Origin of the sequence: Vibrio ouci (assembly GCF_004551525.1) — a bacterium.
GTDB classification, from domain to species: domain Bacteria; phylum Pseudomonadota; class Gammaproteobacteria; order Enterobacterales; family Vibrionaceae; genus Vibrio; species Vibrio ouci.
Genome location: NZ_SATR01000048.1, coordinates 1 through 22,242, shown reverse-complemented (window position 1 = coordinate 22,242; position 22,242 = coordinate 1). Strand labels below are relative to the sequence as shown.

General features: G+C 42.8%; 16 protein-coding genes and 1 pseudogene. 13 read left to right on the top strand and 4 right to left on the bottom strand.

All coding sequences use genetic code 11. From position 1 onward, the window contains the following. The first annotated feature begins 297 nt into the window (after positions 1 to 297). On the top strand, positions 298 to 3,435 hold the full coding sequence (locus ELS82_RS20790; protein ID WP_134837170.1) for an AAA family ATPase: 3,138 nt from the start codon (positions 298 to 300) through the stop codon (positions 3,433 to 3,435). 343 nt (positions 3,436 to 3,778) lie between these two features. Here the strand turns inward: ELS82_RS20790 and gcvP are convergent, their stop codons facing one another. The 3 genes from gcvP to ELS82_RS20775 form a co-directional block, all read right to left on the bottom strand. Further along, a complete protein-coding gene (gcvP, locus tag ELS82_RS20785; RefSeq protein ID WP_134837169.1) occupies positions 3,779 to 6,643 on the bottom strand; it encodes an aminomethyl-transferring glycine dehydrogenase in 2,865 nt (954 codons plus the stop codon). A 121-nt stretch (positions 6,644 to 6,764) separates the two neighbouring features. After that, positions 6,765 to 7,145, bottom strand: a complete 381-nt coding sequence (gene gcvH / locus ELS82_RS20780) for a glycine cleavage system protein GcvH (protein ID WP_134837168.1) — start codon at positions 7,143 to 7,145, stop codon at positions 6,765 to 6,767. 36 nt (positions 7,146 to 7,181) lie between these two features. Beyond that, on the bottom strand, positions 7,182 to 8,477 hold the full coding sequence (locus ELS82_RS20775; protein WP_134837167.1) for a serine hydroxymethyltransferase: 1,296 nt from the start codon (positions 8,475 to 8,477) through the stop codon (positions 7,182 to 7,184). Positions 8,478 to 8,846: 369 nt separating this feature from the next. Here ELS82_RS20775 and ELS82_RS20770 point away from each other — a divergent pair, with 369 nt between their 5' ends. The 5 genes from ELS82_RS20770 (at position 8,847) to ELS82_RS20750 (ending at position 13,839) form a co-directional block, all read left to right on the top strand. Then, positions 8,847 to 9,470, top strand: a complete 624-nt coding sequence (locus tag ELS82_RS20770; RefSeq protein ID WP_004411311.1) for a helix-turn-helix domain-containing protein — start codon at positions 8,847 to 8,849, stop codon at positions 9,468 to 9,470. A 257-nt stretch (positions 9,471 to 9,727) separates the two neighbouring features. Further along, positions 9,728 to 10,846: a glycine cleavage system aminomethyltransferase GcvT gene (gcvT, locus tag ELS82_RS20765; protein ID WP_134837172.1), complete on the top strand. Its 1,119-nt coding sequence runs from the start codon at positions 9,728 to 9,730 to the stop codon at positions 10,844 to 10,846. A 107-nt stretch (positions 10,847 to 10,953) separates the two neighbouring features. After that, positions 10,954 to 11,913, top strand: coding sequence for a S1 family peptidase (locus tag ELS82_RS20760; RefSeq protein WP_134837166.1), 960 nt, complete (start codon positions 10,954 to 10,956; stop codon positions 11,911 to 11,913). A 78-nt stretch (positions 11,914 to 11,991) separates the two neighbouring features. Continuing rightward, positions 11,992 to 13,017, top strand: coding sequence for a S1 family peptidase (locus tag ELS82_RS20755; protein WP_134837165.1), 1,026 nt, complete (start codon positions 11,992 to 11,994; stop codon positions 13,015 to 13,017). 153 nt (positions 13,018 to 13,170) lie between these two features. Further along, positions 13,171 to 13,839, top strand: a complete 669-nt coding sequence (locus ELS82_RS20750; protein ID WP_134837164.1) for a LuxR C-terminal-related transcriptional regulator — start codon at positions 13,171 to 13,173, stop codon at positions 13,837 to 13,839. A 59-nt stretch (positions 13,840 to 13,898) separates the two neighbouring features. Here the strand turns inward: ELS82_RS20750 and ELS82_RS20745 are convergent, their stop codons facing one another. Continuing rightward, the gene (locus tag ELS82_RS20745) at positions 13,899 to 14,162 is read right to left on the bottom strand and encodes a DUF3012 domain-containing protein (protein WP_134837163.1); all 264 of its coding nucleotides are present in this window, start codon (positions 14,160 to 14,162) and stop codon (positions 13,899 to 13,901) included. A gap of 307 nt (positions 14,163 to 14,469) precedes the next feature. Here ELS82_RS20745 and rbsD point away from each other — a divergent pair, with 307 nt between their 5' ends. From rbsD to ELS82_RS20710, 7 genes and pseudogenes are all read left to right on the top strand, one after another. After that, positions 14,470 to 14,889: a D-ribose pyranase gene (gene rbsD, locus ELS82_RS20740; RefSeq protein WP_134837162.1), complete on the top strand. Its 420-nt coding sequence runs from the start codon at positions 14,470 to 14,472 to the stop codon at positions 14,887 to 14,889. 24 nt (positions 14,890 to 14,913) lie between these two features. Then, positions 14,914 to 16,419 (top strand): ribose ABC transporter ATP-binding protein RbsA, encoded by a 1,506-nt coding sequence (gene rbsA / locus ELS82_RS20735; RefSeq protein WP_134837161.1) that lies wholly within the window; start codon positions 14,914 to 14,916, stop codon positions 16,417 to 16,419. After that, positions 16,416 to 17,399 (top strand): ribose ABC transporter permease, encoded by a 984-nt coding sequence (gene rbsC, locus ELS82_RS20730; protein WP_134837160.1) that lies wholly within the window; start codon positions 16,416 to 16,418, stop codon positions 17,397 to 17,399. Before rbsA ends, rbsC begins: the two co-directional genes overlap by 4 nt. Positions 17,400 to 17,470: 71 nt before the next feature. Beyond that, positions 17,471 to 17,602 (top strand): annotated as a pseudogene (locus ELS82_RS20725) (D-ribose ABC transporter substrate-binding protein); the annotation flags it as partial. Positions 17,603 to 17,680: 78 nt separating this feature from the next. Then, positions 17,681 to 19,267, top strand: coding sequence for a recombinase family protein (locus tag ELS82_RS20720; protein WP_167489423.1), 1,587 nt, complete (start codon positions 17,681 to 17,683; stop codon positions 19,265 to 19,267). 514 nt (positions 19,268 to 19,781) lie between these two features. Beyond that, the gene (locus tag ELS82_RS20715; protein ID WP_134837158.1) at positions 19,782 to 21,572 is read left to right on the top strand and encodes a hypothetical protein; all 1,791 of its coding nucleotides are present in this window, start codon (positions 19,782 to 19,784) and stop codon (positions 21,570 to 21,572) included. Continuing rightward, complete coding sequence (locus ELS82_RS20710) at positions 21,569 to 21,898, top strand: hypothetical protein (protein ID WP_134837157.1); 330 nt, start codon at positions 21,569 to 21,571, stop codon at positions 21,896 to 21,898. The genes ELS82_RS20715 and ELS82_RS20710 overlap by 4 nt, the downstream gene beginning before the upstream one ends. The last annotated feature ends 344 nt before the right edge of the window (positions 21,899 to 22,242 follow it).

Sequence of the window (22,242 nt, the reverse complement as noted above, 5' to 3'; positions counted from 1 at the left end):
CCCCTGTTCAACTACAAGTTGGGCTGCTTCGAGTTTAAATTCAGGGTTAAAGGTTCTTCTTGTACGTTTTGTCATGGTGTCACCTAATGTAGATGAGGTGCATCTTAACACCTCTAATCAGGTGGCCAAATTAACTATGCCACTACAACCTAACACTCGAAAGTCGTTCATGTCAGTTAGAAGAACATTTGCTGCATTTAGAAAAGTACTATCGAGGCGCTCCTTTAGACTCTAAAAGAGAGTCTAGAGAGAAACGAGCATTGATGATAGATAAAATAATTGAAAGCTTGAGCAGTAATGAAAATTAAAAAAGTTGAGATTGAGGCGTTTCGAGCCTATGAGTCAAAATCAGATGGAACTTTTGATTTTACAAATGATGAAGGAGAACCATCATCATTTGTAGCAATTTTTGCTCCAAATGGTTTTGGAAAAAGCTCTTTTTACGATGCAGTAGAATGGTCTGTTACCAATCACTTAGAAAGGCTTAGTGGTGAATACAATAAATCAAATAATCTAAGCGCAGCTAAGTCGACCAAAAGCCCAAATGAAGGGCTAAAAATTCTACGAAACAAGTATGCAGATGAAAGTGTAGATACCAAAGTAGTAGTAACTACAAGTGGTCAGAACGTCTTTGAGCGTAAGCTTCCAAAGATTCGTAAGAATCAGATGGATCTGCGTATAGGAAATGACGAAAAACGAGAAAATGATTTCTTTCGGCGTGTCATTCTTAGTCAAGATGAAATTGATAGGTTTCTTCGGGAAGCAAAGCCACAAGAGCGCTATTCCAAATTTATGAAAAGCTTCGGGGGAGATACTGAGACTGCTCGTATGGAGTTGTCTGTACTTATAAACGACAATCAATCTGAGTTAAGCTCTCTTAATAAGAAGCGAAACGCTTTGCTCGAAGAATTAAAGCAGCCGATAGATCTTTCTATTTTTGAGCAATTCAATTCAGTTGCTACTGAACTTAACCTCTTGGGTGAGAGTATTGTCCTGCCTGATGAAAACCTTTCATCTCAGACAGTTCGTAAACTTGATTCTGACCTTGTGTCGCGACAGTTTGAACTGAATACATCAGTCGATGCCAATAGCAAGATGCTTGAAGTATTGTCAGAATTGTTAAATAAAATACCCGAAATAGAGCGTCATACTGGCTATGAGATAGAGCAAAAAACTAAGCTTGATCGGCTTTTGAAAGGTGTTGCTGACGCTGAAAAATATAAAGGTTTATTAGACTCGTACGAAAAATGTGTAGAGGATCAGAAACAGGCGAGTGCACGCTTAAATCGTTTGATTGAAATAGCTGAAAGTACGGATTCCTTTTTACAAACAGAATTACGTATTAAAGAGATAACTAAATCTAAAAGCGTTTTGACCGAAGAATCCACTAGGTTAAATGCTGAAATAACTGGCTTACAGAAAAATCTAACAGATCTAAACAACGAGTTGAAGATAGATGAAGATAGAGCTTCCCTACTACGAAGTTCTCTGGATAACTCTGGCCCAGTTTATACTGAGTTATCGAATAATCGAAAGCGACTCGACGTTTTAAATCAGCAAATCACCGCCAAAAAAGTTGAAATCCAATTAGGCAAAGCCCAGCAAGAAAAACTGGGTCGTGAATTGAGCGAAATATCGGCTTTAAGGATTACATCTAGCTTATTGTTAGCGGGAAAGGTGGGAGGGTTGGTTTTCGAGCGACAAAACATAGATAAGCTCACAAGTTGTCAAGCAGAGCTTGATCTGATCGAAGTCCATAACAATACTTTACAAGCTACGCAAAGAGCCATAACAGAACAGATGGAAGCACATGAAAGACTTGTTTCTATCGGCTTAGATTATCTGAGTATTAAGTCTTCTCATATTTGTCCTTTGTGCACAGAGCCTCACTCATCTCCAGAAGAACTAATAGCTAAAGTTAAGGGCCAAAATCTACTGTCTGAACTGAGTCAAGAGAACTCTAAACAAATCTCACTTGCTTCAACAAGACAGAATGAACTTAGAGATGAAATTCAGAGGATTACTGAGCAAGCTGTGGAATCTCAGACTCTGCAACTCACCGAACGTCGCAATAAGTTACACGAAATTGGGGTGAAACTTGCCATAGCTGAGCGAGAGGAGAGTTCTTTTGCCTTGGAACAAGAGCAGCTAAAGAATAGAAACTATGAAATAGAGAAGTTAGTTTGGGGGCTTTCTAATCAAGAGCTTGTAACGAGAGTGGAGGGAGAGCTAAACCAACTATCCATGAAACGACCTAATTTAACTCGACAAATAGATAAATTAGTTATGCAAATTCAATCAGCTAATGAGTCGCTGAAAACGAAACGAGTTGAATTTGATGTTTTAGAGTTAGAAATGAAGACAAAAAACAGTGCTCATGCTTATTTAGCAGTATTGGCATATCTAAATGAAAATGCCATTTCTACTCAAGAGATAACTAAGCACTGTAAAAAGAGAAAGAATGAGCTTGAAGCCGACGTACAAGGATATAAAACTTCATGTGAATCCCTAGCTAGTCAATGTCGTGAATTACAACAGAAGATGCTAGTTGATGGCACGTGGGTTGATCTTGCACAGATGAAGAAAGAAAAAGAAACTATAGAGGTAGCACTCACGGGTACTCGATCGGTAATTAATGCGTTTTATACGAATTTATCCAGTGTCATTAGTATCGACTCTGATGACACATTAGAGCAAGCAAAAAAGCTTATAATGACCAAGGTTAATGAATGTCAGATTCGTGCTCATGAGTTAGAAAAGTTGCTAAATGGTGTTAAATTGCTTATGCAACTTATGACTTCATTTAAGCCTTATATAAAACACATATCGACTCAGGAAGAACTAGAGGTCTTGGAGCGGCAGGTAGAACAGCGAAATCAGGTCGACGAGATTTTAGTTGCAGAAATGGCGGTCGTAGTAGAAAAGCTAGAAGTGCTCATTAATAACTTCTTCTTTGAAGATCTGATCAACTCAATTTACAAGAAAATAGACCCACATCCTACATTTAAAAAAGTAGAGTTCAAAGTGAACTTCGATACGGAAAAGCCAAGTTTAAATATTTTGGTAAGCGATGGGAGAGGTGGAATGATATCTCCAATTCTATATTTCAGCGCAGCTCAAACCAATATTCTTAGCTTGAGTGTATTCCTAGCAAATGCTCTTCACGCAAAAGATGACAAAGGAGATTCTGTCGACGTTATTCTGATTGATGATCCAATTCAATCGATGGACTCTATCAACGTCCTTTCGACGATAGATCTGTTACGAAGCATATGCTTACAGTTCGGTAAACAGTTAATCATATCGACGCATGATGAAAACTTCTTTGGTTTGCTCCAACGAAAAATTCCTTCGGATATTTTTGGTTCAAAGTTTCTTCAACTAGAAAAATTTGGCGTCGTGGTACCAGTAGAGCCAATTTCTAATGTTTTATAAATAGCAAGATTAAAAGGCAGTACTGCAAACTATTCGAAAAGTAAAAGTGATCTTAGATATTTCCATTAAATCTTGTCAAAGTTAATCTCATGATGTGGTTCTACTAAGGCAAGAAGTTTAAGGGTAAACTTAGCTAAGACTCATGAGACAAGCTAACGGATGTACAAGCCTTTTGTACTTTTAGTCCATAATTGAACGCGGTGGCCAAAGAGACCGATACAACGACGAAAAAAGCGAACCATTCGGTTCGCTTTTCTATATGGTTTACGTCACAAACTTAATTGCGGTCACAGACTTAATTAATCTAGTCACAAACTTTATTGTGATGTGACAACTACAAAGATTAATTTTCGTAGTTGTCGATGCTTGGGCATGAACAGATTAGGTTACGGTCACCGTAAACGTTGTCTACGCGGTTTACTGTTGGCCAGTATTTCCAAGACTTCGTTGCTGGTGATGGGAAGCAACCTAGCTCACGTGAGTAAGGACGATCCCACTCTGCCGCAGAAAGATCAACTTGAGTGTGCGGTGCGTTGACTAGAGGGTTGTTCTCTAGTGGCCATTCACCGTTCTTCACTTTAGCCATCTCTTCACGGATTGCGATCATCGCATCACAGAAGCGGTCTAGCTCTTCTAGATCTTCAGATTCCGTTGGTTCAACCATTAGAGTACCCGCAACTGGGAACGACATGGTTGGTGCGTGAAAACCGTAGTCCATTAGACGCTTCGCGATATCTTCTTCGCTGATGCCTGTCTCTTCTTTCAGTGGACGAATATCGATAATACATTCGTGCGCGACGCGGCCGTTAGTACCACGGTAAAGAACAGGGTAGTGCGGGCGTAGACGCTCCATCACGTAGTTCGCGTTTAGGATTGCGACTTTCGTTGCGTCTGTTAGGCCAGCTTCGCCCATCATCGCGATGTAAGCCCACGAGATTGGCAGGATAGAGGCACTACCTAGGTCTGCTGCTGAGATAGCGTAATCGTCGCCTTCTACACCGTTTTCAATGTGACCTGGTAGGAAAGGTGCTAGGTGCGATTTAACACCGATAGGACCCATACCCGGACCGCCACCACCGTGTGGAATACAGAACGTTTTGTGTAGGTTTAGGTGAGAAACGTCAGAGCCAATAAAGCCTGGTGACGTTAGACCAACCTGCGCGTTCATGTTCGCGCCGTCTAGGTAAACCTGACCGCCTGCTGCGTGTACCATCTCACACACTTCTTTCACTTGCTCTTCATATACGCCGTGCGTCGAAGGGTAAGTGATCATGATGCTTGATAGGTTTTCAGCGTGCTTTTCAATTTTCGCTGCTAGGTCAGTCATGTCGATGTTGCCATCGTCATCACACTTCACCACAACTACTTTCATTGACACCATTGACGCTGTTGCAGGGTTAGTACCGTGCGCTGAGCTTGGGATCAAACATACGTTACGGTGTCCTTCGCCACGGCTATCGTGGTAGCGTTGAATTGCGATTAGACCTGCGTACTCACCCGATGCGCCAGAGTTTGGCTGTAGTGAAAATGCGTCGTAGCCTGTGATTTCACATAGCTTCTCTTTTAGATCTTTCGCTAGTGCAGAGTAACCAGCAGCTTGCTCCATTGGTGCGAACGGGTGAATTGAACCAAACTCAGGCCATGTCACCGGGATCATTTCAGCAGCAGCGTTTAGCTTCATCGTACAGCTGCCCAGTGGGATCATACCGTGAGTTAGTGAGAAGTCTTTATTCTCAAGCTGCTTTAGGTAACGCATCATCTGAGTTTCGCTGTGGTGCGTGTTGAATACTGGGTGAGTCAGGTACTCAGAAGTACGACGTAGTGCTTCTGGAATTGCCGCAAACTCGTTACCAGCGATTTCAGATGATAGTGCGTTTACTTCATCTTTAACGCCAAATACCGCGAATAGTGCTTCGATATCTGCTGTTGTTGTTGTTTCATCACAGCTGATACCTAGTTTGCCATCTAGCTTACGTAGGTTGAGGTCAGCCGCTTGCGCTTTTGCGTATAGCTCTTCAGTGTTACCAGCAGTATTGATTGTGATGGTGTCGAAGAAGCTATTGTGTGCTAGCTCAAAACCTGACTTAGTCAGACCAGCGGCAAGGATAGCTGTCATGTGGTGAGTGCGGCGAGCAATCGTGCGTAGACCTTCTGCGCCGTGGTAAACCGCGTAGAAAGACGCCATGTTTGCTAGTAGAGCTTGAGCCGTACAGATGTTTGAGGTCGCTTTCTCGCGGCGGATGTGTTGCTCACGAGTTTGCATTGCCATACGCAGTGCTTGGTTACCCTTGGTATCGATAGATACACCGATAACGCGGCCTGGCATAGTGCGCTTGTGCTTGTCACGCGTCGCCATGAATGCGGCGTGTGGACCACCGTAGCCCATAGGTACACCAAAGCGTTGGGCAGAACCGATTACAACGTCTGCGCCCATTTCACCTGCTGGCTTAAGTAGAGCCGATGCGAGTAGGTCTGTAGCAACTGTTACTAGTGTCTTGTTTGCTTGCGCCTTAGCGATGACGTCAGTTAGGTCACGTACTTCACCGGTCGTACCTGGGTACTGAACTAGCGCGCCGAATACGTCTTGTTCAGGTAGAGACTCTAAAGAACCAACTTGTACATCAAAGCCGATGTATTTTGCACGAGTCTTAACCACTTCTAGTGTTTGTGGATGAACATCGTCAGCCACAAAGAAGACCTTGCTCTTACTCTTACCTGCACGCTTACAAAGTGTCATTGCTTCGCCAGCAGCGGTTGCTTCATCCAGTAGTGACGCGTTAGCAATATCCATTGCCGTTAGGTCCATCACCATCTGTTGATAGTTAAGCAGTGCTTCTAGGCGGCCTTGAGAGATTTCTGGTTGGTAAGGTGTGTACGCTGTGTACCAACCTGGATTTTCAAGCACGTTACGTAGGATGACGTTTGGCGTGAAGGTATTGTAGTAACCTTGGCCGATGAACGTGCGTTTTACTTGGTTTTGGTCGGCGAATTCGCGCATTGCAACCAACATATCTGCTTCGCTTTTCGCTTCCGCAAGTGTCATTGGCTGTTCTAGGCGAATTTGCGCAGGAACGGTTTCGTCGATCAATGCGTCAAGGTTTGCAACGTTGATCGCGTCCAACATTTTCTGTTGGTCAGATTTATTTGGGCCGTTGTGGCGTGCAACGAACTCATTTTGTGTGCTGAGGCTTTGAAGTAATTCAGTCATTGTCCTTTACCTACTCCGGAGTTCGGGTAATGGGTACCATTACTGATACATTTAATTATATGCCCGAACTTAGAAAAAAAGCTGCCATCCGAGGCGGAGGCAGCTTCTTAATGTGTCCTAATTACTCGTCTTCGACTGAGTTTTCGTACTCTTCTGCATCTTTCAGATTTTCTAGCTCTGACGCGTCAGACATTTTCACTTTCACGATCCAACCGCCTTCGTACGGTTCTTCGTTGATAAGCTCTGGGCTGTCTTCTAGGTCTTCGTTGATTTCAACGATTTCACCAGTGATAGGCGCGTAGATATCAGACGCTGCTTTTACAGACTCAACAAGAGAGAAAGATTCACCTGCTTCGATTTCAGCTTCTACTTCTGGTAGGTCTACGAATACTACGTCACCTAGCAAACCTTGTGCGTGGTCAGAAATACCGATAGTTACTGTACCGTCACCGTTGTCACGTACCCATTCGTGGCTCTCTGCAAACTTCAGTGTCTTGTCCATTGCTTAATCTCCAAATATGAATTTGATAAAAATTGTTTATTGGTAAAGAGGGAAACGGCCACAAAGTGCTTTCACTTCTTTGCGTACACGTTGTTCCACTTCAGCGTTACCTTCTGGGTTTTCAACCAACCCGTCTAGTACATCGCCGATCCAATTACCGATGAGTTTGAATTCTTCTGCGCCAAAGCCGCGGCTTGTCCCCGCAGGGGTTCCCAAACGGATGCCCGATGTAATCATAGGCTTCTCTGAATCGAATGGGATGCCGTTTTTGTTACATGTGATGCCGGCACGTTCTAGAGCTTCTTCAGCTTTGTTACCTTTCAAGCCCTTAGGACGAAGGTCAACCAGCATTAGGTGCGTATCTGTACCACCAGTCACAATGTCACAACCGCGAGTTTGCAATACTTCTGCTAGAACTTTTGCGTTATCGATCACTGAATCGATATAAGTTGAAAATTCTGGGCCTAAAGCTTCACCAAATGCTACCGCTTTCGCAGCGATGACGTGCATCAGTGGACCACCTTGTAGACCAGGGAATACCGCTGAGTTAATCTTTTTGATGATGTCTTCGTGGTTGGTCAGGATCATACCGCCACGTGGGCCACGCAGTGTTTTGTGCGTTGTTGTTGTTACAACATGTGCATGTGGAAGCGGGCTAGGGTGCGCGCCCGTTGCGATAAGGCCAGCAATGTGCGCCATGTCGACCATTAGGATTGCGTCTACTTCATCAGCGATTGCACGGAATTTCGCGAAGTCGATAGTACGTGGAATAGCACTACCGCCAGCGATGATCATTTTAGGCTTATGTTCTAACGCAAGCTCACGAACGTCGTCGTAGTTGATTTCGAGTGTTTCACGATCAACGCCATATTGAACTGCGTTGAACCATTTACCAGAAAGAGCTGGGCGAGCACCGTGTGTTAGGTGACCACCTGCGTCAAGAGACATACCAAGAATCGTGTCACCAGGCTGAAGAAGTGCCAGCTTAACTGCACCGTTAGCCTGAGCGCCAGAATGAGGTTGAACGTTTGCGTATTCGCACTTAAACAATTGTTTCGCGCGCTCGATAGCAATCGCCTCTACCGTGTCGACATGCTCACAACCACCGTAGTAACGGCGACCTGGATAGCCTTCTGCATACTTGTTGGTTAGGCATGTGCCTTGTGCCTGCATTACCGCTTTAGAAACGATGTTCTCAGAAGCGATAAGCTCAATTTGTTCATTTTGACGTGTATTTTCCGCTTGGATTCCAGCAAATACGGCGTCGTCTGTAGCAGCAAGGTTAGTAGAGAAAAAGTTCTCTAGGCTGTGGTTTTGAAACGGTTTGTTCATGGTAGATGACCTTCCATTCGTGCCGACGAGATTTTTAGTAGGGTAATTGTTCTCATCAGTTCTAATTTATTACTGCTCTTCTCTTAGTAAGAACAGGGCGAATTTCCAACCCCTAAACAGTGGGGAAAAACGAATTCAATTGTTAAATCTATCAATCGTTGAATTCGGAAATAACATCTCTACAACTAACAAGCTGGTAACATAGCGGTTGTCGAAGGAACAATCAACCAAAAATTTCCTATTGGAAACAAGGTTTCTATTTTTGTTAACAAGAGCACGGTTTATTTCTTGTTCGCACCTTTCCTCTATTAAATGCTTCGGGCACAATGAAAATGACACAGGAAGTAGTAAACGCATTAAGAGGGAAGCATGCCCGAAGATATCTATGATGAGTATCCATCACTGACATTATCTAAAGAGTCAGTCGATGAAAATATTGAGCCACTTAAGCTAGGCGAGCGGATTAAAACCATTCGTGGCAAGCTGGGGATCACACTTGAGGAAGCGAGTCAGCGTACCGGCTTAGCGCGTTCAACCCTGAGTAAAATAGAGAACGAACAGATCTCTCCAACCTTCCAAGCAATGCAAAAATTGGCGATGGGTCTTCAAATAGATATGCCGCAACTGTTTGAACCGCCTAGAAAAAAGGTAGCGACAGGGCGTCGTGATATCACTAAAGCCAATCAAGGTAAACCGCACCCAACGCCAACTTATGAACATGAGCTTTTAGCGACTCAGCTTTCCAATAAGAAAATGATGCCGTTCAAGAGTCAAGTTCATGCGCGCAACTTTGAAGAGTATGGAGATTGGGTGCGCCATGACGGTGAGGAGTTCTTATTGATACTTTCTGGCTCGGTCATGTTCTATTCTGAGTTCTATGAACCGGTTGAATTGAGTGAAGGCGATAGCGTTTACTATGATGCCAATATGGGCCATATGCTTATCTCAACCAGTGAACAAGACGCTCATATTCTTTGGGTTACGGCCAAATAAAGTAATAATGATGTAAATTTCTTATAGTAAAGGCAAACGTTTGCTTTTGGTTTTTAGAAGAGTACAATAGCGCCATCTTGACGATTAACTGTTCAAGATGGCGCTTTTATTTTATCTGTCCGATGTGAATATGATGTTAAATGTCACATTTTGAACTGTTCCCTCCTTGTTAATAGTGCAAAATCTCTCCACTCGTGTTTATTATTGGAAATAAGGTTTCCTGTATGGAAAACGAACCTGATTAAACGGAGACAATGATGACTCAAGAATTACTGAAAACACCTTTACATGCTCTTCATGTAGAGGCAGGCGCAAAGATGGTTCCATTTGCAGGCTATGATATGCCTGTTCAATACAAACTCGGCGTGAAGAAAGAGCACTTGCATACGCGTGATGCAGCAGGTCTTTTCGATGTATCTCACATGGGCCAACTTCGTCTACACGGTGAAGGTGCGGCTGCGTTTCTTGAATCATTAGTTCCTGTAGACATTATTGATCTACCAAAAGGCAACCAGCGTTATGCGTTCTTCACTAATGAAGAGGGCGGCATCATGGATGATTTGATGGTGGCTAATCTTGATGATCACTTGTTTGTGGTGGTTAACGCAGCATGTAAAGAGCAAGACATCAATCATTTAGAAGCTCACCTACCTTCAGGTGTCGAGCTAGAAATCATTGATGATCGCGCTCTACTTGCACTGCAAGGCCCTAAAGCGGTAGATGTACTTAAACGTTTTAATGCTCAAGTCGCTGACATGGTCTTTATGGATGTGAAGAAGCTTAATATTCTTGGCGTTGAATGTATTGTTAGCCGCAGTGGTTACACGGGTGAAGACGGTTATGAAATCTCAGTACCAAACACGCATGCTGAAGAACTAGCGCAAAAGTTAACTGCGGAAGAAGAAGTTGAGTGGATTGGTTTAGGTGCACGTGACTCTTTGCGTCTAGAATGTGGTCTGTGTCTATACGGTCACGATCTAGATACGACGACAACGCCAGTAGAAGCGAGCCTTCTTTGGGGTATTCAAAAGATTCGTCGTACTGGCGGTGAGCGCGAAGGTGGCTTCCCTGGTGCTGATATCATTCTTAAGCAGATTGAAACCAAAGATGTTTCTCGTAAGCGTGTTGGTCTAGTAGGCCAAACTAAAGCACCAGTGCGTGAAGGTGCTGAGCTGTTCGATGCTGACGATAACAAAATTGGTGTTGTAACCAGTGGTACTGCTGGCCCGAATGCAGGCAAGCCAGTTTCAATGGCTTATGTTCGTGCAGATCTAGCGGCAATTGGTACTGAAGTATTCGCCGATGTACGTGGTAAAAAGCTCGCAATGACGGTTGAGAAAATGCCATTTGTGCCACAGAGATACTTCCGCGGTTAATCAAATGTGACGAAGCATAGCTTTGTGTGCTAAAACCTCTCTTAGGAGAGGTTTTTTTGTATGAGTTTTCTCGTACAATAAAACGGATTTTGTAAAAGGTAGTAATTATGAGAAGTATTTCTGTTTTAGCTTCTTCTTTATTGGCATTTAGTGCTCATAGTGCAGAAGTAAACCCATATATCGTTAACGGAACGGATATCAGTGCGTCGACACACCCTAGCTTTGTAAGCCTTTTTTATGACCGCATTGATTATGACGGGGTGTATGGCCAAGGACCATATTGTGGTGGCACTCTACTTTCCGCAAACTACATTTTGACCGCTGCTCACTGTATCTACGGTGATTCAAATTATCAGTTGTTTACCTCTGTAGTGCCTCAACTACAAAACGAGAGCGACTTTCCTAATTCAGTGTTACAGCGTGTTATGGTTAGTGAGTATTACTATCCGAGTACTTACAATAACTCGACACTTTATGATGATATCGCGATTTTGAAATTGGCCAGCCCGATCACTGCTGTAAATACTTATGTTGATCTTGCTGACAATAGTGAGCGCTCTACATACCGCCAGACGTCTGAAGTCTTTTATGCGGTAGGGCATGGCAATACCCAAAGTAACGTTGATTCAACGGAAGAGTTACAGCGAACCCAGCTAAAATGGGTTGATAATACGACGTGTAATTCAATTTACACTACAGATACCAGTGAAAACCTGTGTATGGATGGTGCCGCGACAGTCACTTATGACAATGGTACATGCCAAGGTGATTCTGGTGGCCCACTTTATTGGAATGGCAAGCAGGTAGGGATTACAAGCTTTGGACCTGAAACATGTGGAGACCCAGCTGTGGCTGCTAACTCTGTGTTCACAGAAGTTGCACTTACAAAGCATAGTGACTGGATCAACTCAGTCTTAAATGGCAATGAAACACCTAAAGTGACGGTATCTGACAGCCAGCGTAATGCTACTCTTAATCCTAGCTCTGGCGGTGGTGGCGGTGGTTCATTGGGCGTATTGGTTTTATCAGCGCTAGGTTTGCTTGGCTGGAGACGCAAACGTAATTAGCCATTTGTTACATATTTAGTGCTATAGATGAGGAGTTATCAACTAAACTAAAGATCGGTTCATCAGGGATTCGATGTTATGCCTAAGCTGTATTGGTCTTTATGGTTGTTGATATACTCCTCTTGCAATTATGCTGTTGAAATTCAGCCATATATTGTCAATGGTTCCAATGCGAACATCGTAAATTACCCCTCATTTGCCAGTCTCTTTTATCGCTCTGATAGTCTTTACAGCACTTCGTCATATTGCGGCGCGACTATGATCAATTCTCGGTATGTTTTGACTGCGGCCCACTGTATCTACGGTGATGACAATCTAATGCTACATACTGTAGTTGCTCCTCAACTGGAAGATGAGAGCAATTTTCTTTCCTCACAACAAGCAAAGGCCAAAGCTTTTTATTACCCTGATAGCTACGTTGATTCTGCAAGCGCTTTATGGCGAGATGATATCGCGATCATCGAATTAGAAACGGCGTTGGCAGTGTCTGATTACACCTCGATACTAAACAGCTCAATCAATAACGCATTCTCTGATAGTGATGAGTACAAGGCGGTTGGTCATGGCTATATCGAAGGTAATGTAGCGGGTGGCACACAGCTACTTCAGACCGACCTCACCTACATCAGCACACAATCTTGTCAGTCCATTTATGGCAGTGCCTTAACGTCTAGCCACTTATGTTTTACTGGACCGATTCAGGGAGGATATCGTAACTCTACCTGTAACGGTGACTCTGGTGGCCCTGTGTATTGGTATAACGGTAGTCAATACATTCAAATAGGTATAACCAGTTTTGGTCCAGCGACTTGTGGTGATACCAGTGTGGATGTGACCTCTGTTTTTACTGATATACATGATTATCAAGCGTGGATCGGCAGAGTGATCAATGGCCAAGAAGTACCAAAGGCTTATGTCGTAACCTCCGGTGACATACGAACGTTGATCAATAATGATTCCAACTCAAGAGTTGAAACGGAGAGCTCTCCACCGGAAGTCAGTGAGTCAAGTGGAGGGGGGATTGAGCTATGGATTCTGTCTATCTTATCACTACTACTTTTAGTCAAGCATCCAGTCGCATTAGCCCGAAATGAGACTAGTTAACATCTTTCTCACAAATAAGAATTGCAGTACAACTATATGAATATTATGAATGTTTCATGGTTTATCTATAAACCTTAGTAGATCGACATGTTGACTATTTGTGTCTAAACGATAGTTTTAAGTCACCGATAGAGATGCGCTGAGGTTTCCGCTATGACGAACAATGATGTTTACCAAATCACCCTTATTTCTGATATCAGTATGCAGTCGAAGCTGCTTAAAGATTCATTAGAGAAAGGCCTTCCTATACAGGTTAATATTGTTTCTTCTGATGCGTTGAGGGCTTTTGACTCCAATGGTGGAAAAATCGATGAGTTGGTTTTGATTGACTTCCATTATTTAGACGATGAAAAGTTCGAGTACTACAACAATGCTAAGACTCAAAGCAAATCGACGATCAAAGAGATTGTGTTTAACTGTCCAGCCGAAGCGCCTTCAAGTCAGCTCTTTAAGTGGCGCAACTTAGTCGGCGTGTTTTATATCGATGATGATGTTTCATTGCTATTGAAAGGCATGGATAAGATCATGAATGACGAAATGTGGTTATCACGTAAGGTTGCTCAAGACTATATCGAGCATTTCCGCTGTGCTAATACGGTGACCACGTCACAAGCTTATGCCAACCTGACTAAACGCGAGAAGGAAATTATGCGTCTACTTGGTCATGGGGCATCTAACGTGCAAATTGCTGATGAGTTGTTTGTCAGCGAAAATACTGTGAAAACGCACTTGCACAACATCTTCAAGAAAATTAATGCCAAGAACCGTCTTCAAGCACTACTGTGGGCCAATAATAATATTGCCTTGGAAGAGCGCGTGTAGCGGCAGTATTCAAAGTCTCTATTTAAATAGGTTTGATATCGCTATCAGACCTTTTCTATTTAGAATACACAGTGCTTGGTATAGCTAGCAGCGTCATTGGCGCTCCAGTCACCTTTAGGGGTATCTTCAAGATCATTACACCAAGCTTCGCTACCAACAGCATCTTGTAATACGCAGTGTTTCGCGTAATCCACTGCGCCTTGAGCGTTCCATTCACTTTTTGGCGTCTCTGCCATGTTATCGCACCATGCTTGCGTGCCGACTTCGTCTTTACATGCGCTTAGGGCTAATAATGTAAATAAAGCTAACGTAATTTTCTTCATCTCTATATTCCTAATTCTGTTCGGCGCAACTATACCTAAAAAGCAAAAAATGTGTGTAAGTAAAAGATTAAAACAGCGAAAAATGGCCCATCGAAACGTTTCGATGGGTGAGGCAGGTCACTTTGCTTAGCTGATCTCAGGCGCCAAAGAGGATCAAATTCACACTCTATAAATTGCACTCTCGTAATTCTTTAATGAGCGATTAATATTCTATCGAAACGTTTCGATGAGTTTTCTCTCAATAACAAGAGCGATAAAAACGACGAAACTCACGCTGGTTTGAACGTGTATTCGATAGGTCGATGAAATGAAAAAAAGTACCCTAATAAATTCTGAGCTTTCCTACTTAGTGGCTACGCTGGGCCACACCGATGAAATCACTATTTGTGATGCTGGTTTGCCTATTCCCGATGAAGTTCAGCGTATTGATTTAGCGCTTACTCATGGTGTCCCTTCTTTTCTCGAAACAGTTAAAGTGATCATGAGTGAGTCCCAAGTTGAGGGCGTGGTTATTGCTGAAGAGTTTGTCACAGTCAGCCCTAAGCACCATGACGCGCTAGTTAAACAGATCAAAGCGGAAAGCGAAGCGACCGGAAAGTCAATTTCAGTGACTTATGTTTCCCATGAAGAGTTTAAGTGTCGTACGGTGAATAGCCGTGCGGTGGTTCGTACGGGTGAATGCACGCCTTATGCGAACGTGATATTTCAAGCTGGTGTGGTTTTTTAGCGCCCGTAACGGAAAGGAATAATTATGACTCAAGCCATCTTACAGCTGAGTTCGATTGAAAAGGCTTTTCCGGGCGTGAAAGCGCTCGATAAGGCGAGCCTGAATGTTTACCCAGGGCGCGTAATGGCGCTAATGGGAGAAAACGGCGCAGGTAAATCGACCTTAATGAAAGTGCTAACTGGTATCTACTCAATGGATGCTGGGTCAATTCACTATCAGGGTGAACCCGCGGCATTCAAAGGTCCGCGAGACTCGCAACAGGCGGGGATTAGCATCATCCACCAAGAGCTCAATTTAATCCCTGAACTGACCATCGCAGAGAACATTTTCCTTGGTCGCGAGTTCACTAGCGCCTTTGGTGGTATTCAGTGGGGCAAGATGTATGACGAAGCTGACAAATTACTAGCGCGTCTTAACGTCAAACACAGATCAAAAACCTTGCTCGGTGATTTGAGTTTGGGCGAACAACAAATGGTAGAGATTGCCAAAGCGCTATCATTTGAGTCCAAAGTCATCATTATGGATGAGCCGACAGATGCGCTGACGGACACTGAAACGGAATCTCTGTTTAAAGTGATTAATGAGCTGCGTGAACAAGGCTGCGGCATCGTTTATATCTCTCACCGATTAAAAGAGATCTTTGAAATCTGTGACGATATTACTGTGCTACGTGACGGTAAGTTTATCGGCCAATGCCAAGTTTCAGAAACCGATGAAGATGGTCTGATTGAGATGATGGTGGGCCGTAAGCTTGATGAGCAATACCCTCGTATTGATGTGACTCATGGCGAGACCTGCCTTGAAGTCATTGGTCTCACTGGCTCTGGTGTCAACGATGTGAGCTTTACCCTTAAGCGTGGCGAGATCTTAGGTATTTCGGGCTTAATGGGAGCCGGTCGCACTGAGCTGATGAAAGTGATCTACGGCGCGTTACCTAGTGAGCGTGGTGTTATCAATCTTGATAACAAAACCATCAATCCGGTCAGCCCTCAAGACGGCTTAATCAATGGTATTGCGTATATCTCAGAAGATCGTAAAGGCGATGGCTTGGTACTGGGACTTTCAGTTAAAGAGAACATGTCTTTATGTGCGCTAGATAAATTGACCAAAGGTGGCCGCATTCAACATGGTGACGAAGTAGTGGCAGTTGAAGACTTCATCAAACTCTTCAACATCAAAACCCCAACTCGAGACCAAATCATTGGCAACCTATCAGGCGGTAACCAACAAAAAGTCGCCATTGCCAAAGGCCTAATGACCAAACCTAAAGTATTGATCCTTGACGAGCCAACCCGCGGTGTCGATGTTGGCGCGAAGAAAGAGATCTACCAACTGATCAACAAATTTAAAGCCGACGGTATGAGCATCATCTTAGTCTCTTCGGAGATGCCAGAAGTGTTAGGCATGAGTGACCGAATTTTGGTGATGCACGAAGGTCGCATTAGTGGCGAGTTTGATGCCAAAGACGCCGATCAAGAAAAATTACTCGCCTGTGCCGTAGGCAAAAAGATTAATGAGGAAGCAGCATGAGTACCAATACCATGAGCAAACCAACCGCTACACACAGCAAAAAGCTGCTGAGCAAAGAATGGCTGATTGAGCAAAAGTCTCTGATCGCACTATTGTTTTTAATCGTCGTGGTGTCGTTTTTAAACCCTAACTTTTTCACCGTCGACAATATTCTAAATATATTACGCCAAACTTCGGTGAACGCGATTATTGCGGTAGGTATGACGCTGGTTATCTTAACCGCTGGTATCGACTTAAGTGTTGGTTCCGTCTTAGCTCTTTGTGGTGCATTTGCCGCGAGCTTGATCGCAATGGAAGTGCCGGTACTTATCGCAGTACCAACGGCTCTATTTGCTGGTGCGGCGCTGGGGGCGATTAGCGGCGTGATCATTGCCAAAGGTAAAGTTCAGGCCTTTATCGCTACGCTAGTAACAATGACGCTGCTACGTGGTGTCACCATGGTTTACACCGACGGTCGACCAATCTCTACTGGCTTTACAGATACGGCTGACGCATTTGCTTGGTTTGGTACAGGCTACGCACTGGGCATCCCTGTCCCTGTATGGCTGATGGTGATTGTATTTGCTTCTGTTTGGTATGTGCTTAACCACACTCGTTTTGGACGCTATGTTTACGCTCTAGGCGGTAACGAATCGGCGACTCGTCTATCTGGCATTAACGTTGACCGAGTGAAGATTGGTGTATACGCAATCTGTGGTCTTCTTGCAGCGCTTGCCGGCATTATCGTTACGTCTCGTCTTTCTTCTGCGCAGCCGACCGCTGGTATGGGCTACGAGCTCGATGCGATTGCTGCAGTTGTACTAGGCGGTACCAGTTTGATGGGTGGTAAAGGCCGCATCATGGGCACATTGATTGGTGCACTGATCATCGGTTTCTTGAACAACGCTCTGAACCTACTTGATGTTTCTTCTTACTACCAAATGATCGCAAAAGCCGTGGTAATCCTACTTGCGGTACTGGTGGATAACAAAAATAAGTAACTCATAAATACCTAATTCATAACAGGTTCGGAGGAAAGGACTCCGGGCCACCCTACACAAGGACTAACACAATGAAAAAACTCGCAACTCTTATTTCTGCTGCACTTCTTTCATCAACCGTTTCTGTTTCAGCGCAGGCACAAGACACGATGGCAATCGTTCTGTCTACACTGAACAACCCATTTTTTGTCACCATGAAAGATAAAAAGGTATGTTTGTAGATCTCTACTCTTCAACCTTGTATAGTCCACGTCCTTATTGGATTTGTAACGGCTATTACATTGAAAAAGTACCTCATTAGATACAGTCGTGTCTCTACAACTATTCAAGCTAAAGCTGGTGGTTTAACTCAGCAAGCTTTAGAACAAGAACAAGCAATTCAATCTCTCATTGAGAACCATGGATTAACTGAGTACTCAGAATCATTCGTAGATGCTGGTGTGTCGGCTTTTAAGGTTTCCTCAACTGACAGACCCAACCTAAAGAAACTATTCGATCTGCTCGATTCTGGAGCTATTCATGAGGATAGTATCTTAGTCATTTCTAACCTTGACCGTGTTAGTCGTGAGTTGCCTATGGTAGCAGTTCACACACTTCTATCATTGCTAATGAAATGTAGAATCTATATCACCCAGACAGGGAAGCTCTACGATGCAACTAAAGATCCTGATAGCCAAACATTTGCCCTAATGGAAGCAGTGATAGTAGCAGGTCGATCTCATGAGGAATCAGCCACTAAATCAAAACGTAAACATAATAATATTATGGAACGTATTAATGATTTTATGACTGGTAAACGTGGTGCAACTGGTAAGCCATTGGTTATTCCAACGGGTAAGAAACCTATCTGGTGCAATCAGACTAGTGTCGATCATGAAGTAACTAACGACCCTATCAAAGTAGCTATTATCCGAGACATTGCAAAGAGACTGACCCAAGGAAATAACGTCACAGAAGTTCATGAATGGGTAGCTCAAAGTCATCCTGACTTTAAGATTTCTGAGCAATCAATCAGACGATTGTCGAACCAACGATCTCTAATTGGTGAATTGTCGGTGACTGTTCAAGGGACTACTCATGTACTGGAAAACTACTTCGAACCTGTACTAACTGAATCTGAGTTTTATCAGTTGGTGAATGCCCGTAACCGTAGAAATGCAAAGCCATTAACTAAGTCGGGGAATGTCTCTATCTTCACTGGTTATAAAAAGTCTCATTGTCGATCGTGTGGTGAGGTACTAGTAACCGTGTCAGAGCGTCACCAGACGGTTATTCGTTGTAGAGGTAGCAGAGGTCTAGTTAAGTGTCAGAACCCTGTTTCCATTCGATCTAGCTATGTTGTAGATGCACTCTCAAATCTTAACTTATCTCGACTTGAATCTGTTGAAGAGACTGCACCAAATAAAGTACTGGTAGAGCTGGAAAGTAAGCTGCTATCTGAGCAAGTGAAGTACGACAAAATCAAAGCTATGTTTGATGAAGACCCAGATCCAGACGTTAAACTGGCAATGGTAAGTAAACGTAATCTAGTCGAATCACTTAAGAATGAAATTGAATCATTAAAGATTCAAAATTTAAGGTCTGAGATTAGTATTCTAGAGAGTTTCCCGACTGACCCAATAGAACTACGGGATTATCTCAAACAAGTGTTGGAATCGTTCAAGCTTCATAAGATTAAACGTGGTCATGTGTTGGTTAGTCTGACTTTGGTAAATGGATTCCAGACCAATCTTTATGTGAAGAATGGGGAACTGGTAAAAGTCGGATTGCTTACCGGTAGCAATAAACGAGAAAAGCTACTTAAGCATGATCGTGTGTTTAAGAAGTTCATCACCACATCTAAGTTTAAGAAGTGGATAGAACTTTAAATTAGTTTTATCAGACACACTTCACTAAGACAGAACCTCAAGTTATTAACCCTTTCCGGCTTATCGTTCCTCACTGACGTTCGTCACTTGCCGAGGGTTAAAACTTGAGAACCTGCTTAGTTAACGTGTGTAAACAGGATAGAGAGTAGACGGACGAATGTCCGTCTACTCTAAAACCTCTAAGCCAAGTGGAAGGGATAGATTTGCTAGTGTCGGTAGAGAATGAACGGAGTGAATGAACGTTAACCGTAAACACTAGAATCTATCTCTGACACCTTGGCAATTAATCATAACTCTCTATAAGGATAGGTGAGACTATTCCTAACTCTTTAATTTAAAAGAGATCGTACACTTTTGGGGTATATCACCAACTTCAAAAGAGTCTAATAAGTCTTATAGACAATTTCCCTAGTCAGTGATTGATCTACTGATTTCATAAGCTACCTGATAGATATTTTAGTAAAAGTATATCAGTGTTAATTTAAACGCCTGTTTTAAACATTAAGAGCAAGCCATGGACTTTAAAACTTATGACGAGTTAGAAAAGCATCAACTCACATTAGCAGAAAAGATTATGTACTTTCTGATCGGTAGATGTGGATCAGGTAAAACTCAAACTGTCCTAAGATCTCTAGCTAAGACATCAGTAGAGCAACCCCGTTTCACTGTTTGGGCTGCTAAAGGTATTGAGTTAGCCGATCAGACATTCCGAGACTTTCAAAAGTACAAAGGTGAAAACGGGATCTGTCTGCATAGTAAGAATTGTAAGAGCTTTGACGGTACAGACGGAAAGCTAGTTGATGAAGTCCGAACGGTACTACAGAAAGCTAAACATGGTCTGTTTGATGGTGTGTTATTCACTACTCACTCAACACTGATCAATATAGCTACCACTTACAATATGGAAGATTACCTCAAACATGCTGACATATTTATAGATGAGATTCCTAAACAAGCTGTAGAGGCTGTTTCGGTCATTCAATACGATGAGACAGTAGATAACATTCTACAGTTCTGTGAAGTGTCGAAAGATAAACTAGGGACTTCTGACAGCTATCAATATGTGAAGTTGAAAGAAAACTTATCCGAAGAATTGAGCCATAAGCTATTCATGCTGATTGAGAACCATAGCCTAGCTGACAAGCACGTTAGAGATAAGACGTTCACCAAGGATATGATCACCATTCTCAAGCTGCTTAGAGATGGTAAAGAGATCACCTACTACTGTAATGCCAATAAGGACGACCCAGAAAAGAAAACAGTTCATAAGTTTCAAGCTGTCGTCAGATCTGCAATGGATGCGATCATTGATAATGTTGGATCGGATAAAACCTTAGCTGTGCTTGCTGCTAACTGGAAATCATCATTGTTTGGACAACTGGCAAACCATAGACCAGATGTAACAGTCAAAGAATCTTCGACTGTTAGAGGAATGTCGTTAGAAGTGAAATATAAGCAAAGATGTAGAATTAAGCCGATCTTAAAAGATGGTCATTGGTCATTAGCACTTAAAGATAAACGAGTTTGTGACGGTCTAGCCTATCAAACAGATGAAGAATTGATTCGAGTCTTTGCACAACGTTTCATCATGGATCAGTTCAAAGATGGATTCCTACTTTGTAAGAATGAAGATGATGACAAACACCTGTTACCACACCTAGTAGCACTGTCGAACCTAGACGATAAAGACCCAAGAAAAGTAGACATTAAATCTAGTGAATTGCATGGATTGAACAACCTTTCACACCATACAAAAGTAGCTATCATGTTTGCTCTTAATCCGTCCGGTGATCAAGTCCAGACCTTGAATATTGCCAATGATGAAATGGGACTTCCTAAAGGTACATTGAGAAATGCTGTCTTAACGGAACGATTCAAGGAAGCTGTACACCAATGCATTGCCAGATGTGGAATCAGACTTTCATTCGACCCAACAAAAGAAGACATAGAATATCAATTCATTGTCCCTGACATGAGATCAGCAGAATATCTAGCTGAATGGTTCGAGGACGGTAGAGCAATTATAGACACCTCATTATCTTACTCGACTAAAAGAACTGAATCTGTAGACGCTACGGCTGCTAGAAATGCACAGATCCGAGAAGAGAAAGAATTGAAGAAGATGGAAAAGCAAACTAAAGCTAGAAACCTAAGACTAGCTACTGTTCAAGCTATCCTGACTGATATGAAAGCTAATGTTGCACCTGTGAAAGACTTGCTATTGAAGTACGGGATCACTCGACCAACTTATGACCGTTACAGAAAGGAATTTAAGACCCAACTACAGGAACTAGGATTGCTATGAGAAAGTCATTTTCCAAGACATTGCAGACCCAAGGAATAGCACTTCCTGATGTTAAGATTGAAGCTATCAAAGATTATGCTTATCGAGATCTCAAGCTTATGAGAAGTAACTTTCAAGCTAGAGGAATGACAGTAGATCTAGATGATGAAGCAGCTATTCGAATGGCAGAGGCTGATAAACTAGTTAAGGTGTTCGAGATAGATAGAAGTGAAGCCATGCTTCTATTGGATCTGAACCAAGATGATTATGACCTGTTCAAAGAGTTGAACCCTGACGGTTATCAGAAATATGTTTCTACATTCTTGAGCCTACCATCACTTAGATAGATTGGATTAGGCAGGACACAATCTGTCACTTTTCAACTCTGACCTAGACAAGCTCTTTTATGTTGTCAAATTACATACTCTACACAATTCCTAGGGAGTATGTTTGTCCTACCATAACTTATTGATTGTCAGTTTAATTGATATGAAATAGACTGCATTTCTGAAGGATGAAAGACGACAATTTGTCGTCTAATAAGCGTTAGTTTGCTCCGAAAAAATCTAGAATTCAGTATTAAAGGAGAGTGCATATGGAAGAGTCAGTTTTGGCACTTTTTCGAATGTTAGGTTCCTTATTAAAGACAATTGTCCAGTTAATCATTGTTGAGCGTCTTGGTTACGGTGTA

Excerpts from the sequence above, each read along its gene's own strand:
- ELS82_RS20790 (WP_134837170.1), top strand. The coding sequence starts at position 298 with ATGAAAATTAAAAAAGTTGAGATTGAGGCGTTTCGAGCCTATGAGTCA.
- gcvP (WP_134837169.1), bottom strand. The coding sequence starts at position 6,643 with ATGACTGAATTACTTCAAAGCCTCAGCACACAAAATGAGTTCGTTGCA.
- gcvH (WP_134837168.1), bottom strand. The coding sequence starts at position 7,145 with ATGGACAAGACACTGAAGTTTGCAGAGAGCCACGAATGGGTACGTGAC.
- ELS82_RS20775 (WP_134837167.1), bottom strand. The coding sequence starts at position 8,477 with ATGAACAAACCGTTTCAAAACCACAGCCTAGAGAACTTTTTCTCTACT.
- ELS82_RS20770 (WP_004411311.1), top strand. The coding sequence starts at position 8,847 with ATGCCCGAAGATATCTATGATGAGTATCCATCACTGACATTATCTAAA.
- gcvT (WP_134837172.1), top strand. The coding sequence starts at position 9,728 with ATGACTCAAGAATTACTGAAAACACCTTTACATGCTCTTCATGTAGAG.
- ELS82_RS20760 (WP_134837166.1), top strand. The coding sequence starts at position 10,954 with ATGAGAAGTATTTCTGTTTTAGCTTCTTCTTTATTGGCATTTAGTGCT.
- ELS82_RS20755 (WP_134837165.1), top strand. The coding sequence starts at position 11,992 with ATGCCTAAGCTGTATTGGTCTTTATGGTTGTTGATATACTCCTCTTGC.
- ELS82_RS20750 (WP_134837164.1), top strand. The coding sequence starts at position 13,171 with ATGACGAACAATGATGTTTACCAAATCACCCTTATTTCTGATATCAGT.
- ELS82_RS20745 (WP_134837163.1), bottom strand. The coding sequence starts at position 14,162 with ATGAAGAAAATTACGTTAGCTTTATTTACATTATTAGCCCTAAGCGCA.
- rbsD (WP_134837162.1), top strand. The coding sequence starts at position 14,470 with ATGAAAAAAAGTACCCTAATAAATTCTGAGCTTTCCTACTTAGTGGCT.
- rbsA (WP_134837161.1), top strand. The coding sequence starts at position 14,914 with ATGACTCAAGCCATCTTACAGCTGAGTTCGATTGAAAAGGCTTTTCCG.
- rbsC (WP_134837160.1), top strand. The coding sequence starts at position 16,416 with ATGAGTACCAATACCATGAGCAAACCAACCGCTACACACAGCAAAAAG.
- ELS82_RS20715 (WP_134837158.1), top strand. The coding sequence starts at position 19,782 with ATGGACTTTAAAACTTATGACGAGTTAGAAAAGCATCAACTCACATTA.
- ELS82_RS20710 (WP_134837157.1), top strand. The coding sequence starts at position 21,569 with ATGAGAAAGTCATTTTCCAAGACATTGCAGACCCAAGGAATAGCACTT.